This window comes from Cupriavidus sp. 30B13 (assembly GCF_049059565.2).
Lineage (GTDB): Bacteria > Pseudomonadota > Gammaproteobacteria > Burkholderiales > Burkholderiaceae > Cupriavidus.
In genome coordinates this window covers 1,370,074-1,385,115 of the sequence record NZ_CP188224.1, presented here as the reverse complement: position 1 = coordinate 1,385,115, position 15,042 = coordinate 1,370,074, and the positions used below count along the sequence as shown (strand labels likewise).

The following is a 15,042-nucleotide window of genomic DNA, read 5'->3' as shown; positions in this document are numbered from 1 at the left end:
CAAACCCGCTCCGACACCGCCATGCCGATGCCCCCTGCCCCCGCCCAGCCTTCCGCGCCCGCGCCCCAGGGCCCGCCGGCCGCGCCGCCCATGCCCGGCGTGCAGAGCCTGGACCGCGCGTTTACCCTGTTATGCCTGCTGGCCGAACATCATGAAGCCGGCATGACGCTGGCGCAGATGGTGGCGCGGACCGGCATCGACCGCACCACGGCCCACCGCATGCTGCGCTACCTGACGCACGCCGGCTTCGCCAGCCAGGACGAGCAAGGCAAGCGCTTCCGGCTCGGCATGGCGGCGATGGCGCTGGGCCTGCGCACCATGAACCGCTCGCCGCTGGCCAGCGCCTGCGCCACGCGCATGAAGGCGCTGGCGCGCCGCACCGGCGATACGGTCTTCCTGATCGTGCGCATCGGCGACCACGGCTACTGCATGCATGCCGAGGAAGGCAGCCACCGCGTGCAGCATTTCCACCTGCTGACCGGCAGCACGCGGCTGCTGGGCCAGGGCACCGCCAGCATGGCGCTGCTGGCCAAGCTGGCCGACGAGGAAATCGCCGCGCACTTCGAGCGCCACCGCGCCGGGTACGAGGCCAGCGGCCTGAGCCTGCTCAAGCTGCAGCGCGGCGTGGAACGCAGCCGCAAGCAGGGCTACGCGCTGGCCGGCGCCGGCGGGGTGGCGGGGGTGGGATATGCGTTCGCGCTGCCGCTGGCAGGCGAGGCGGCCATCAGCATCGTCTCGACCGCCTCGCGCATGCCGGTGGCGCGGCGCCACGAAATCGGCGCCATGATCCGCGAGGCGTTCGGGCCGGCCGGCTGATTCCGGCTGATTCCGGCTGACTCCGCTCAATGCCGGCGAAGGCCCGATGAAGGCCGGCCGGCGCCGGCGCGGCTCAGGCCTGCTGCCGCTCGCGGAACTTGGCCAGCGCGATGGCCAGCGCGGCGCTGCCGATGGTCTTGACCAGCGTGGGATGCTGCGCGTAGAAGCCGGCGATCTGGTCGACCACGCCCGGATGCGCCTGCTCGGCGTGGGCGGCGATCTCCTGCACCTGCGCCGGCGTCAGCTGGCTGGCCTGTTCCGGCGTGACCTGCGTGGCGCCGGGCGCCATCACCTTGCCCAGCGCGCCGCCGGCCGCGCCGGACAGCACGGCCGGCCCCAGCAGGGCCAGCAGCTGGTTGAGCATGCCGGCCTGCTGCGTGCCGCTGGACTGGCCGAACAGCTCGCCCACCATGTTGCCGAAGGCCGGCGTCTGGTCGGAGCGGAAGGCGCCCGCCAGCAGTTCGCCGAGCGCGCCGGGCGGCGCATTCCGGGCGAGGTGGTCCACCTGTTGCTCGGGGTTGCCGCCGAGGGCGGAGGCGGCGTTCTGCAGGATATCCATCAGGCTCATGATCGGCTCCGGGGGTTGCGTTGCGGGGGTTGCGTTGGGTCGGGAAAGAAGGCGGGGGCGCCGGGAAACTTCAGCCCTTGCGGGCAACCAGGTGATAAGCCACCAGCAGGATCACCGCGCCGACCACCGCGCCGATGAAGCCGGCCGACTGGCCCGGGCGGTACCAGTGCAGGAGCTGCCCGAGGAAGGTGGCGGCGAGCGCGCCGGCAATGCCGAGCGCGGCGGTCAGGAAAAAGCCGCTGGGGCCGCTGCCGGGCGTGATGGCGCGCGCCACGAGGCCGGCCACGAAGCCGATGAGAATCGTCCAGATCAGGTGCATGAGGTCAGGGGGCTGGATAAAAGAATGCGCCCCGGGCGAGGCGCATTCCGAAACGCCGCATTGCTTACTGCGCGGCGGGCTTGGCCGGCGTGGCGGCCTTGGCGTGCTTGGTGCCGTGTGCCTTGGCGCTCTTATGCGCGGTCTTTTCGACCTTGGCCGGCTCCTTGGCCGCCTCGGCGGCGGGAGCTTGCGCATAGGCGCCGGCAGCGAAGAGTCCGAGGGTCAGGATGGCGAGAACCTTTTTCATTGCAATCTCCAGGTAAGGCGCGCGGCTTGCGCGTTGCCTGTAAAAACGGCTTGCCGGTTTGCGCTGTTGACAGCCGGCCGGCGTACCCGTGTAACAGTTCGTATCCGGCACTTTTCCAGGCTCGCCGCCCGGCGTGACGACACGCGGCACGCATGCAGACTAGCGCAAGGCAGCCGCATGCGGCATGCCCCTGACAATCGTTTGCAATCGGCGCTGCGGCATAATGCCCGCGCACGAGGCGAAAGAAGACGGGCAGGCACCCGGGCACCCGCCGGCGCAAGAACAAGGCGGAAACAAGCCGAAAACAAGACAAGAACAAGAACACCGACAGGACGACAACCTTCACATGCGCGCTACCGCCGCCGGCAAGACCGGCCTCGACTGGACCACCCTCGGCCTGCTGACCTTCCCGCCGCTGAGCTGGGCCGGCAACGCCATCGTCGGCCACTACGCGGCCGGCGCCATCCCGCCGGTCACGCTGAACTTCGCGCGCTGGGCGCTCGCCGGGCTGCTGCTGGCGCCGGCCGTGTGGCGCGACTTGCGCGTGCACGCCGCCGCGCTGAAGCGGCACGCCGGCGTGATCGCCGCGATGGGCGTGCTGTCGGTGTCGGTCTACAACGCCATGCAGTACCTCGCGCTGACCACCTCGTCGCCGATCAACGTGACGCTGATCGGGGCCTCGGCGCCGATCTTCCTGCTGATCATCGGCGCGCTGTTCTTCCACGAGCGGGTGCGCGGCTGGCACGTGGCGGGCGCCCTGCTCTGCCTGGCCGGCGTGGGCGTGGTGCTGCTGCGCGGCGACCCCGCGCGGCTGGCGCAGCTCGATTTCGTGCCGGGCGACCTGTTCATGCTGGCCGCCACCGTCACCTGGAGCGCCTACACCTGGCTGCTGCGCAAGCGGCGCCCCGACCTGCCGCTGGCGGTGCTGCTGTTCGCGCAGATCGTGGCCGGCGTGCTGGCCAGCGCGCCGTTCGCGGCATGGGAACTGGCGGCGCCGCACGCGCCGCTGCACCTCGACGGCAAGGTGGCCGCCATCCTGCTGTACGTGGCCACGGTGCCGTCGCTGCTGGGCTACTTCGCCTGGGACCGCGCCATCGCGCGCGCCGGCGCGCAATTGCCGGTGTTCTTCTTCACCCTCACGCCGGTGTTCGCCGCGCTGATGTCGAGCGCGCTGCTGGGCGACTGGCCGCGCTGGTTCCACGCGGCCGGGCTGGCCGCCATCGTCGGCGGCATCTGGCTGGCCAACCGGAGGTGAGAGGAGATGGCGCCTGGGCCGGTCGCGTCGCAGCGACAAGGCTGCGCCAAGAAGGCTGGCGTCTGCGTGGCGTGACGGTTTTCGCCGTTGGCGGGCGCCGGCCCTCTCCCCCGGCCCCTCTCCCGCAAGCGGGAGAGGGGAGCAAAACGGGAGCAATGAACGAAGCCCCGAGCTGCGCCCACACCGCCCGAGCTAGCCCAAACAAGGTGTTCTCCCTCTCCCCTCACGGGGAGAGGGTTGGGGAGAGGGGCGGTTTGACTAGGAGCCACATCGAGCGGGGCCAACGGTGTGGTCCAGCATGGCGGCGAGGAACGAAGCCGCTGGCTTTTTCCAGCACGGCAGCATTCGCCGGCCCCCGCCCTCTCCCCCGCTACGCCTCCAGCCGGAACACCGCCACCGCCTGCTCCATGCGCTGCGCCTGTTCCTTGAGCGCGTCGGCCGCGGCGGCGGCCTGCTCCACCAGCGCGGCGTTCTGCTGCGTGACCTGGTCCATCTGCGCGACCGCCTGGTTGACCTGGGCGATGCCGTTGCTCTGCTCGTGCGAGGCGCGGCCGATCTCGTCCATCATGGCGGTGACGCGCCGGACCGCGCCGACGATGTTGTCCATGGTCGTGGCGGCGTCGCCGGCCAGCGTGGAGCCTGTCGCCACGCGCTGCACCGATTGCGAGATCAGCGTGCGGATTTCCTTGGCCGAGCTGCCCGCGCGCTGGGCCAGGCTGCGCACCTCGGTGGCCACCACGGCGAAGCCGCGCCCGTATTCGCCGGCGCGCGCCGCTTCCACCGCGGCATTGAGCGCGAGGATATTGGTCTGGAAGGCGATCGAGTCGATCACCGCGATGATCTCGACGATGCGCCTGGAGTCGGCCTCGATCTCGCTCATGGTCTGCAGCACGCGGCCCACCGAGGCGCCGCCCGCCTGCGCGATCTCGCGCGCCTCGCCGGCGAGCAGGCTGGCCTGGTCGGCGCTGCTGGCGTTCTGCTGCACGGCGGCGGTGAGCTGCTCCATGCTGGCGGCGGTCTGCTCCAGCGACGACGCCTGCTCCTCGGTGCGCTGCGACAGGTCCAGGTTGCCCTGCGCGATCTCGCCGGCGGCGGCCAGCACGTTGTGCGCGCCGGCCTTGGTGTCGCCGATCAGCGCGCGCCAGGTCTGCACCAGCGACAGCAGGTGGCGCTTGACCTCGCTCAGCTCGTCCTTGCCGCGCACCTCGGCGTGCACGGCGAGGTCGCCGGCATTGATGCGCTCCACCATCCCCGCCACCTCGCGCACGTCGCCGCGCATGCCGGCGGCGAAGCCGGCGAACAGGTAGAGGGCGGCGCCCACGGCCACCAGCGCCACCCCGCCCAGCACTTCGAGCCGCAGGACCTCGGCGGCGATGCGCTGCTCCAGCATGGCATGCGTGATGTCGGAGAACTCCTTGTTGACCGCCGACACCGCCTCGATGGCGGCGCTGGCGTTGTCGAAATACGCCTTGGCGTCGATGGCGATGCCGCCGGTGCCGAGCATCTTGTCCTTGAGCGTGGCGTAGAAGGCGTCCATGGCGGACAGCTTGGCCTGCGCCGCGTCCACCCGCTCGCGGTAGCCGGGCGCCGCGCGCGTGACGCGGCCGATATCGCGCCGCACCGATTCCAGTCCGTCATGAATCTGCTCGGCCAGCGCGGCCAGTTCGGCCTGCTGCGCCGCATCGGAATAGCCGCCCTGGGTGATGATGGCCGCGCCCCTGCCGCGCGCCAGCGCGCTCAGTTCGGCCAGCTTCGGCATGGGACCCACCAGCAGGTTGATCAGGTAGTAGGAGCCGCTGTCCGGGTCCAGCGCGAGCGACGAGCGGTCCGCCACGTCGGCGATGAACAGGCGGGTCTGCTTGACCAGCGCGCTGTGCTGCTCGAACAGCGGCGCGGCGGTGCCTTTCAGGCCCGATTCATGCATGGCTTGCCAGGCCTGCGCGAGCTTTTCCGCATCGGGCATCACATCGAAACTGCCGCTTGCCCCGGCGTCCTGCCGCAGCTGCGCGAGGTGTGCCGCTGCCTTGGCATCGGCGGCGTCGAAGGTGGCGCGGAAAGCGGCGTTGCCGGCCAGCACCGCGTTGGCCGCGCCGCGCCTGACCTGGGTCTCGCGCATGAAATCGAGCGCGCGGTCGACGATGACCAGGCCGCGCACTTCGTCGCGCGCGGCGCCGATGGACTGCACCGACATGCTGAGCACCGCGTAGAGCGAGCCGCATAGCGGGATCAGGAACAGCACGGCAAGCAAGGCGAGCTTGCGGATGATGTTCAGGCGCGCCATCACGCGCACCGCGGGGGAAAGAAAGGTCGCCACGAAAGTCCTCGGGAAAAACGCTCGCATGCGGCTTGTATCGGCTGCTTGCCCGCATCCTGAAGGCTCTTGTTACAGCTTATTTTCAGCCGCACAACGGCGGGGCGAGAACGGCACAAGCGCGGTGCAGCATGCCCGCAAAGCGGGCGCCGGCAAGGAGGGGCGAGCACCGACAGGCAAGGGGGACGACGCGGGGAACGGGTACGCCGGGGGCAAGACAGCGGGAAGATAAACAAAGCGGACACAAAACGGACGCAAAGAAAACGTACAACGAAGCCAAGCGAAGCCGGTGGGCACACCGGCCAGGAGGCACGCCGGGAGGCACGAAAGACCTTGAACCAATTCGCGGCAACGCTGTCTTCTGGTCAGCGATTTTGTCCTCGAAGGCCTGCGAGCGCAGGCTTCCCACCCAGGAGTCACTGATGCTGAGTCCCCATGAATTTGCCACCTTGCTGCTGGTCCGCGATGCGCAGGACTGCCTGGAACTCGACCCCGTCGATCTGGACACCCTGGTCGAGCGCGGCCTGGTATCGCTCGAGGATTGCACCAACGGGCATCGCTGCCCGCGTGTGACGGCACATGGCTTCGCCGTGCTGAAGGCAGTGGGCTGGCGCGACGAGGTGCCGCGCCAGGCTCAGTGGCAGACCCCGGCGCAAGGCACGCGCGCGCTGTAGCGCCGCAGCCATGCCCGCATGCCGGCGGCGTGCGGGCATGCGCCTGAGTGAACGGCCCGGGCAGAGGGAACAGGCCGCCGCCGGCACAGGCAAGACAGGCAAGACGTGCGCGCGCCGCGGGCACCGCCTCAGTGAAAATCCCGGCTCATCACCATCAGGCGGCCCAGCAGCGGGCTGAGATCCACCAGTTGCTGCGCCACCAGGTGCCTGACCTCGCCCTGCCGCTGCCAGGTGCCGATCACGCCCAGCATGGTGGCCCCGAGCACTTCCTTGCGCTGGCGCTCGACCAGGTCCGGCCACAGGATCACGTTGACGGCGCCGGTCTCGTCCTCGATCGAGACAAAGATGGTGCCGCTGGCGGTGGCGGGCCGCTGGCGCACGGTGACGATGCCGCAGGCGCGCACGCGCCGGCCGTTGCCGCACTGCGCAAGCTGCTGCGCGGTGGCGTATTTCATGGCCTCCAGGCGCGGGCGCAGCAGCGCCAGCGGATGCGACTTCAATGACAGGCCCGTGCTGGCATAGTCGGCGGCCACGTCCTCGCCCAGCCGCGGCGCGGGCAAGGTGAGTTCGCTCTCGGCCGGCGGTGCCGCATAGAGCAGGTCGCGGTGGGCCGCCTGCAGCGCGGCGGCGCGGGCCTGCCAGCGCGCCTGGCGGCGATGCCCGGCGAGCGCGGACAGCGCGTCGGCGGCGGCCAGCGCGTCGATGTCGTGGCGGTCCAGGCAGGCGCGCAGCACCAGGTCTTCCACGCTGGCGAAGGGCCGTTCGGCGCGCGCCGCCTCGATGCGCAGCGCCACGTCCTTGCCCATGCCTTTCACGCGATTGAGGCCGAGCCGCACGGCCGGCTGCGCGCGGCCATCCTCCGCGTCCACATCCGCGTCCGCCTCCGCTTCCGCTTTCACATCCGCTTCCACATCCGCTTCGAGCGTGCTTTCCCAGCCGCTCACCGTGACGTCCGCCGGGCGCGTGCGCACGCCGTTGCGGCGCGCATCCTGCACCAGTTGCGAGGGCGAATAGAAGCCCATCGGCTGGCTGTTGAGCAGCGCGCACAGGAAGGCGGCCGGATGGCGGCACTTGATCCACGCGCTGATGTAGACCAGCTTGGCGAAGCTGGCGGCGTGGCTTTCCGGGAAGCCGTACTCGCCGAAACCTTCGATCTGCTTGCAGATGGCCAGCGCGAAGGACTCGGGATAGTCGTTGGCGGTCAGTCCCCTGACCAGCTTGTCCTGGTACTTGCGCAGGTCGCCCTTGCGCCGCCACGCCGCCATCGAGCGGCGCAGATGGTCGGCCTCGCCGGGCGTGAAGCCGGCCGCGTCGATGGCCAGCTGCATCACCTGCTCCTGGAAGATCGGCACGCCCAGGGTACGGCCCAGCACGTCCTGGATGATCTTGTCGTGGTACACGGGCTGCTTGCCGGTGCGCCGCACCAGCTCGCGCCGCTTGAGGAAGGGATGCACCATGCCGCCCTGGATCGGGCCGGGCCGCACGATGGCCACTTCCACCACTAGGTCGTAGAAGTTGCGCGGCCGCAGGCGCGGCAGCATCGACTGCTGCGCGCGCGATTCCACCTGGAACACGCCGATGGTCTCGGCCGCGCAGATCATGTCGTAGGTCTTGCCGTCCTCGCGGGGAATCTCCGCCATGCGCATCGGCGCGCCGGACGGGCCCGGGATCATTTCCAGCGCGCGCCGGATCGCCGACAGCATGCCCAGCGCCAGCACGTCCACCTTGAGCAGGCCGAGCGATTCGAGGTCGTCCTTGTCCCACTGGATCACGCTGCGGTCCACCATGGCCGCGTTCTCGATCGGCACCAGCCGCGACAGCTTGTCCCGCGCGATCACGAAGCCGCCCACGTGCTGCGACAGGTGGCGCGGAAAGCCGCGCAGCTGCATGGTCAGGCTGGCCCACTGCCGCACCGCCAGCGATTCCGGATCCAGCCCGTACTGCGAGATGCGCTCGAGAAACCCGCGCGGGCCGTCCCACCACGCCTGGCCCTTGACCACCTGCTCGATCACGCTGGCATCGATGCCCAGCGCGCGGCCCACGTCGCGCAGCGCGCTGCGCGAGCGGTAGGTGATCAGCGAGGCGGCCAGCGCGGCGCGGTCCCTGCTGTATTTCTCGTAGATGTACTGGATGACATCCTCGCGCCGCTGGTGCTCGAAATCGACATCGATGTCGGGTGCCTCGTCGCGCTCGCGCGAGAGAAAGCGGCCGAACAGCATGTTGGTGTCGGCCGGGTGGACCTCGGTGATGAACAGGCAATAGCAGACCAGCGAGTTGGCCGCGGAGCCGCGCCCCTGGCACAGGATGCCCTCGCGGCGCGCGAAACGCACGATGTCGTGCACGGTGAGGAAGAACGATTCGTACCCTTTTTCCTGGATCAGGGCGAGTTCCTCCTTCAACTGCTTTTTCCACTTGGGATCGAGGCCATCGGGAAACCGCATCCTCATGCCCTTGATGGTCTCGCTGTACAGGTGGCTGAACGGCGTCAGGCTGACGGGCACCAGCTCTTCCGGATATTCGTAGCGCAGCGTATCCAGCGAGAAATCGCACAGGCCGGCGATGCGCAGCGTCTGCGCCAGCGCCTCGCGCGGATAGAGCCGCGACAGCCGCTGGCGCATGCGCAGGTGCTGCTCGGCATTGGGCGCCAGCGCCATGCCGCACTCGGCCAGCGTCTGCCCGGCGCGGATCGCGCTGAGCACGTCGGACAGCGGCTTGCGCGAGCGCACGTGCATGGTCACCGCGCCCGCCGCCGCCAGCGGCACGCCGGCCTGCGCCGCGGCGTCCTCGAGCCGCAGCCGGTGCAGCGCATCGGCATGGCCCTGCAATTGCTCGAGCGCGATCCAGGCGCGCTCGCCGAAGACCTGCCGCATCCAGCGCGCCTGCCGCAGCAGCGCCTGTGGCTCGGGGCAATACGCGGGCAGCAGCAGCGCCACGCAGTTGGGCATGCCGCGCAGGTGCGCCTGCTCCCCCGTGGGCGCGGCGATGTCCTCCGGGTGCAGGCGGTAGGCCCCTTTTTCCGCGCGCCGGCGGCCCAGCGTGATGAACTCGCAGAGATTGCCGAAGCCCTCGCGGTCCTGCGCCAGCAGCACCAGCCGCAGCGCCGGCTCGCCATCCTGGCCGGCAAGCGTGAAACGGCTGCCGATCAGCAGGCGGAATGCCTGCGCGGCGGCCGCGATGGCGGACAGTTTTTCGTGGCGCCGCAGGCGGGCCTCGGCGGCCTCGCCGGGGCCGGCAGCGTCCAGCAGGACGTCCTGCGCGCCCGGCTCGTGGCTTTCGCCCTCTTCCGCCTCTTCCGCGGCCAGGGCATCCAGGTCGTCCTCGTCTTCTTCGTCCTCGCCCGCGTCGAGGCCCGCGGCCAGCCGCGCCGCGCTGCGCGCGAGCGCGTCGCTGGCGCGCTCGCGCAGGTCCTTGAGCGCGTGGTGCGCGCGCGCCGTGCCGGCCACGGAGCATTCGTCGGTCAGCGCGAGGCCGCCATAACCGAGCGCGAACGCGCGCTCGATCAGCTCGACCGGATGCGAGGCCCCTTCAAGGAAGGTGAAGTTCGAGATGCAGTGCAGCTCCACGTAATCGGGTAGCGCGGGCAAGCCCGGCAGCAGCGCCGAGAGCGCGGCCGGCAAGGCGGAAAACGAAGGAGCGGCTGGCTGGCTGGACATGATGGAGACGGATACCGAATGTGAAGCGACGCGTGAGGCAAAGCGATGAGGCAAAGCGATGAGGTGAAGCCGTGAAGCCAAGCCGCGAAGCGAAGCGGCCCTCAGAACAGCCCGTGCAGGAACCAGCGGTATTCACCGCCCTCCTCGCGCCCCGGGCGCTGGCGGTAGACCCAGCAGCGCAGGCCGTCGGCGCGCTCGGCGACGAAATAATCGCGCGTGGCGAGCGCGTCGTCCCACCAGCCGGACTCGATGCGCTCGGGCCGCGACAGCAGGACCAGCGGCCCGCCGTGGCAAGGCCGGTGGCGCTGCACGGCCAGCGGCAGCGGCTGCGCCAGCAGCCACGGCGGGCGCGCGGGCCAGGCCTGCGGGGCCGCCGCCGCCGCCGCGCGCGCCGGCATCTCGTCCACCGGGCACCAGCGGCTGGCGCACTCGGGCCGGTGGTCCGCCAGCGGCCGGGGCTGCAGCACGTTCTCGCGGCCCAGGCGCGCCATCAAGGTATCGAGCAGGCGGCCCAGCCCGGCCGGCGTGCCGCCCGGGTCGGGAAACAGCGCCGCGCTGCGCGGCAGGCAGTCCTGCATGGCTTCCACCGCCAGCAGCAGCCCCACCGCCGGCACGGTGAACTGCACCTTGTCCAGCCGCTCCTGCAGCAGCCGGCCCAAGTGCGCCGGATCGCGGCTGGGCTCGGCCAGGCTCACCGTCACCGGCGTGGCCGGGGTCTCGCAGCCCAGGCGGTAGCGCTCATGCTCGAGCCGCAGCGCCAGGCGCGTCACGCCGGCCTGCCGCACCGCCAGCCAGCCGCCCAGCGCCAGCAGCAGGCGCTGCGCGCCGGCCATCACGCCCTGGACCGATTCGGTGCGGCCCGGCAGTTCCATGCGCTGCGCGAACGCGGGCGGCGCGCTGAACCAGGTAAAGCGCACCGGCACCGCGCCATAGGCCTGGTCCAGCCGCACCAGCACGTCCGCGCCGAGGCGGCGCCGCAAACCGGCGCGCGGCAGGCGGCGCACCTCGCCCACGGTGCGGCAGCCGATGCCGTCCAGCCAGCCTTCGTCGGCCACGTTATGCAGCATGCCCACCGGCAGGCGGTCCAGCAGCCGCGCCATGCGCGCCGGCCGCAGCGCGCGCCGCGCCGGGCGCACCATGGCGCCGCGGCGGTCGCGCCGGAACGGCTGCGCCGCCAGCCACGCCGCGCCGAAGGCGGTCGGCGCGCAGCCGAGCTGGAGGAACACGCCCAGCCGGCGCACCCGCGCATAGACCGCGCGGCACAGCGCGCGATGCCCGCCGAACAGCCGCACGCTGGCGCCCGCATCGATCATCACCGTGGCCGCCTCGGGGTCCGGGTGCAAGGTCACGTGCGGCGAGAAATGCAGCAGCGCCAGCGCCAGCGCCGTCATCAGCTGCGCCTCCGCCGCCGGCTCGCGCTCGAGCTGCACCACCCGCGCCGACAAGGCCTGCACGCCGCCGCGCCGCATGCCGGCCTGCACGCCCAGTGCCAGCGCAGGGGTATTGGCCAGCACCACGCGCTCGCGCTCCATCACCGCCACCGGCACGCCGTGATGCAGCACGCCGGGGACCGCGGCGGCCGCGTCCGGCTCAGGCCAGTTCGGCTGCAGCGCGTCCAGCGACAGGCGCGGCAGATGCACCGCGATCCAGTACGACATGGTCTTGCTCTCCCGCAACGGCCGGTGAAACGCGCGGCGCCTGCGCCGGCGCGGGCCGCCGCGCGGACGGACGGCCCGGCACCGCCACCATCTCGCCGAGCGGCAGCACCAGCGGCTGCTCGCGCACCGGCCCGCGCCGCTTGTGGAAGGTGATCGACAGCGCGTTGCCCGGCGCCGGCGCCAGCAGCAGCCGCAGCACCGCCGGCGACGACTCGCGCAGCACGCTGGCCGGGCGCATGGCCCACACCACCGCGTCGCCCGCCTGCGCCAGCACCTGCAGGCGGCGCAGCGCCTCGGGCCGCGCCGCGGGCAGCCACACCATGACTCCGCCGAAGGCCTGGCTGCGCAGCACCTGCTCCGCCGCCCACAGCACGTCGGCCTGCGCCGCGGCCTTGCCCGCGCCGGCCGGCGCGCGCACCCAGAACACCTGCCGCGCCGGCAGCTCCCAGCCGGCCAGGCAGGCGGCATTCGGCAAGTGCGGCGGCCCCACCAGCGCCAGCCGCCGCTGCGCCGCCGCCAGCGCGGCCAGCGCCGGCCGCAGCAGGCGCAGCTCGCCCACGCCGGGCTCGGCCAGCAGCAGCTCGGTCAGGGCTCCCAGCGGCCAGCCGCCGCCCGGCAATTCGGCCGACAGCGCCGCATGGCCCGTCTCCAGCGCCGGCACGCTGCCCGCGTGGCCCGCGCGGCCAAGCTGCCCGGCGCGCCACAGGCCGGGATGGCGCCGCGCGAGCGCGTTCAGCGCCTCATGGCGGTCTGCCTCGGCAGGCCGGTCCAGAAGGCAACCGGGCGACGACGCATCGGGTGGCGGCTCGTGCGAGCCGGGAAAAACAAGGGAATTCATGTGACGCTTGCGGCCTCGTGGCTGCCTTATCCGGCGGATGAGGCGAAATCTCCGAATACTGTATGTTTATACAGTATTCGGATTGGCGCAAGGGGAGATGGGAGGGAGTGCCGGAAGCGCCGCCCCGTGGCGGGACGGCGCCGAGACGAGTGGCAGACGCGAGGCCCCGCCTACGAGAAGCGCGCTTCCGGATCGGGCACGGTGCCCTGCTTGGCGAGGAAATCGAGGTCGCAGCCCTCGTCCGCCTGCAGCACGTGCTCGATATGCAGCAGGCCGAAGCCGCGCTCGTAGTGCGGCGGCGGCGCCACCCAGGCCTTGCGCCGCGCTTCGATCTCCGCCTCGTCGACCAGCAGGTCGAGGCGGCGGCCCTCGGTGTCGAGGCGCACCAGGTCGCCGTCGCGCACCAGCCCCAGCAGCCCGCCCACGCGGCTTTCCGGGCACACGTGCAAGACGCAGGTGCCGTAGCTGGTGCCGCTCATGCGCGCGTCGGAGATACGCACCATGTCGCGCACGCCGGCCGCCAGCAGCTTCTTCGGGATCGGCAGCATGCCCCATTCCGGCATGCCGGGCGCACCAGTCGGGCCGCTGTCCTGCAGCACCAGCACGCTGTCCGCGGTCACGGGCAGGTCGGGGTCGTCCACGCGCGCGAGCATGTCCTGGAAGTTGCGGAAGACCACGGCCGGGCCGGTGTGCTGGAGCAGGCGGGGCTCGGCGGCGGCGCGCTTGAGCACCGCGCCGCGCGGCGCCAGGTTGCCGCGCAGCACCACCAGCCCGCCGGCGCCGTAGACCGGGTTTTCCTCGGTGCGGATGACGTCGTCGTTATAGACCTCGGCCTGCTCGATGTTCTCGCCCAGCGTGCGGCCGGTGACCGTCTGGCAGGACAGGTCGAGATGCGGGGCGATGCGCTTGAGCAGGGCCAGCAATCCGCCCGCGTAGAACAGGTCCTCCATCAGGTAGGTGCCGCTGGGCTGCAGGTTGCACAGCACCGGCACCGTTTCGCTGGCGCGCGAGAAATCGTCCAGCGACAATTCGACGCCGAGGCGGCGCGCCATCGCCACGAGGTGGATGAGGGAGTTGGTCGAGCCGGACAGCGCCATGTCCGTGACCACGGCGTTCAGGAAGCTCTGGCGCGTCACGATGTCCTTCGGCCGCAGGTCTTCCCACACCATCTCGACGATGCGGCGCCCGGACGTCGACGCCATCTGCGAATGCGTGGCGTCGACGGCGGGGATCGAGCTGGCGCCCGGCAGGGTGAGCCCCAGCGCGTCGGCCATGCTGGTCATGGTCGAGGCCGTGCCCATGGTGTTGCAGGTGCCCGGCGAGCGGGCCGTGCCCTCGCCGACCTGCCGCCACGATTTCTCGTCGAGCTTGCCGGCGCGGTAGTCGGCCAGGGCCTGCCAGGTGCTGGAGCCGGTGCCCAGCATCTGCTGCCCGCGCCAGTGCCCGCGCAGCATCGCGCCGGCGGGCACGAAGATGGCCGGGATGTTGACCGAGGCGGCCGCCATCAGCAGCCCGGGCGTGGTCTTGTCGCAGCCGCCCAGCAGCACGGCGCCGTCGATCGGGTGCGAGCGCAGGATCTCTTCCGCGTCCATCGCCAGCAGGTTGCGGTAGATCAGCGTGCTGGGGCGGACGTAGGTCTCGCCCACGCTCAGGGTCGGCATCACCACCGGGAAGCCGCCGGCCTGCCAGACGCCGCGCTTGACCTCCTCGATGCGCTGCGGGAAATGCGTGTGGCAACTGTTGAGGTCGGACCACGTGCTGAGGATGCCGATGACGGGCTTGCCCTGGAAGTCCTCGCTGGTGTAGCCCATCTGCTTGGTGCGATAGGACTTGTGGTTGCCGGGCTGGCCGGCCGCTCCGAACCACCGCTGGCTGCGCAGCTGGGACAGTTCAATTCGCTTTCTGCTCATGGCGGGTGGCTCTCAGGCGGCGGTGATTTCTGCGAGCAGGGCTTCGCTGCGCCGCGCCAGGATCGACAGGTCGGAGCCCACGGCGATGAAGTCGTAGCCCATCGCCAGCAGCTCGCGCGCCTGCGCGGGGTTGAAGTTCAGGATGCCCGGCGCCTTGCCGGCCGCGCGGATGTCGGCCAGGATGCGCGCGATCGCCGCCTTCACCTCGGGCGCGCCCGGCTGGCCGTACAACCCCATGTTGGCGGCCAGGTCGTTGGGCCCGACGAACAGCCCGTCCACGCCGTCGACCGCGCCGATCTCGCGCACGGCCGCGGCGGCCACCGGCGACTCGATCTGCACCACGATGCATTGCGCCTCGGCATAGCGCTCGCTGTAGTCCTTGATGCGCGAGAAGCCGTTGGCGCGCATGTTGCCGCTCACGCCGCGGATGCCGTGCGGCGGATAGCGCGTGGCGGCCACGGCCTGCTGCGCCTCCTCGGCCGACTGCACGAAGGGCACCATGAACGAACGGATGCCGGCATCGAGCAGGCGCTTGAACACGACCGGCTCGTTGGACGGGATGCGGACCACCAGTTCGGCCGTGCCGCCCTGCGCGGCGCGCAGATGGTCGATGACCTGGGAGACGTCGACGCAGGTGTGCTCCATGTCGAGCAGCAGCCAGTCGTAGCCGGAGCCGGCCAGCACCTCGGTGGCATGGGGGCTTTCGAGCGTGAGCCACAGGCCGGGCTGCTTGCGCCCCTCGCGCAAGCCTTCCTTGAAGCGGTTCGGACGCAGGGTGTCAGGTGTTTTCATG

General features: G+C 71.2%; 12 protein-coding genes. 3 read left to right on the top strand and 9 right to left on the bottom strand.

Features of this window, described 5'->3' with window-relative positions; genetic code table 11:
• Positions 1–21 precede the first annotated feature (21 nt).
• Complete coding sequence (locus ACKI2N_RS25295) at positions 22–816, top strand: IclR family transcriptional regulator (RefSeq protein ID WP_420991544.1); 795 nt, start codon at positions 22–24, stop codon at positions 814–816.
• 73 nt (positions 817–889) lie between these two features.
• On the opposite strand, the gene ACKI2N_RS25290 is transcribed toward ACKI2N_RS25295, so the two are convergent.
• The 3 genes from ACKI2N_RS25290 to ACKI2N_RS25280 form a co-directional block, all read right to left on the bottom strand.
• On the bottom strand, positions 890–1,384 hold the full coding sequence (locus tag ACKI2N_RS25290; RefSeq protein WP_420991542.1) for a hypothetical protein: 495 nt from the start codon (positions 1,382–1,384) through the stop codon (positions 890–892).
• 70 nt (positions 1,385–1,454) lie between these two features.
• On the bottom strand, positions 1,455–1,703 hold the full coding sequence (locus ACKI2N_RS25285) for a GlsB/YeaQ/YmgE family stress response membrane protein (RefSeq protein ID WP_420991541.1): 249 nt from the start codon (positions 1,701–1,703) through the stop codon (positions 1,455–1,457).
• Positions 1,704–1,767: 64 nt separating this feature from the next.
• Entirely contained in the window at positions 1,768–1,950 is a 183-nt protein-coding gene (locus ACKI2N_RS25280; RefSeq protein ID WP_420991540.1) for a hypothetical protein, read from the bottom strand.
• Between the two features lie 346 nt (positions 1,951–2,296).
• On the opposite strand from ACKI2N_RS25280, the gene ACKI2N_RS25275 reads away from it, so the two are divergent.
• A complete protein-coding gene (locus tag ACKI2N_RS25275; RefSeq protein ID WP_420991539.1) occupies positions 2,297–3,205 on the top strand; it encodes a DMT family transporter in 909 nt (302 codons plus the stop codon).
• Between the two features lie 370 nt (positions 3,206–3,575).
• Here ACKI2N_RS25275 and ACKI2N_RS25270 read toward each other — a convergent pair whose 3' ends face one another.
• Complete coding sequence (locus ACKI2N_RS25270) at positions 3,576–5,519, bottom strand: methyl-accepting chemotaxis protein (RefSeq protein ID WP_420991538.1); 1,944 nt, start codon at positions 5,517–5,519, stop codon at positions 3,576–3,578.
• Between the two features lie 419 nt (positions 5,520–5,938).
• Between ACKI2N_RS25270 and ACKI2N_RS25265 the strand changes: the two genes are divergently transcribed.
• Positions 5,939–6,190, top strand: a complete 252-nt coding sequence (locus ACKI2N_RS25265) for a hypothetical protein (RefSeq protein ID WP_420991537.1) — start codon at positions 5,939–5,941, stop codon at positions 6,188–6,190.
• Positions 6,191–6,318: 128 nt separating this feature from the next.
• Here the strand turns inward: ACKI2N_RS25265 and ACKI2N_RS25260 are convergent, their stop codons facing one another.
• The 5 genes from ACKI2N_RS25260 to ACKI2N_RS25240 all read right to left on the bottom strand — a co-directional run bounded on the left by ACKI2N_RS25260 (position 6,319) and on the right by ACKI2N_RS25240 (position 15,041).
• Positions 6,319–9,843: an error-prone DNA polymerase gene (locus ACKI2N_RS25260; protein ID WP_420991536.1), complete on the bottom strand. Its 3,525-nt coding sequence runs from the start codon at positions 9,841–9,843 to the stop codon at positions 6,319–6,321.
• A gap of 101 nt (positions 9,844–9,944) precedes the next feature.
• On the bottom strand, positions 9,945–11,501 hold the full coding sequence (locus ACKI2N_RS25255) for a Y-family DNA polymerase (protein ID WP_420991535.1): 1,557 nt from the start codon (positions 11,499–11,501) through the stop codon (positions 9,945–9,947).
• Complete coding sequence (gene imuA / locus ACKI2N_RS25250; protein WP_420991534.1) at positions 11,434–12,339, bottom strand: translesion DNA synthesis-associated protein ImuA; 906 nt, start codon at positions 12,337–12,339, stop codon at positions 11,434–11,436. Before imuA ends, ACKI2N_RS25255 begins: the two co-directional genes overlap by 68 nt.
• Before the next feature lie 170 nt (positions 12,340–12,509).
• Entirely contained in the window at positions 12,510–14,249 is a 1,740-nt protein-coding gene (gene araD / locus ACKI2N_RS25245) for an L-arabinonate dehydratase (protein WP_420991533.1), read from the bottom strand.
• Positions 14,250–14,261: 12 nt separating this feature from the next.
• Positions 14,262–15,041 (bottom strand): HpcH/HpaI aldolase family protein, encoded by a 780-nt coding sequence (locus tag ACKI2N_RS25240; protein WP_420991532.1) that lies wholly within the window; start codon positions 15,039–15,041, stop codon positions 14,262–14,264.
• Position 15,042: the final 1 nt, after the last annotated feature.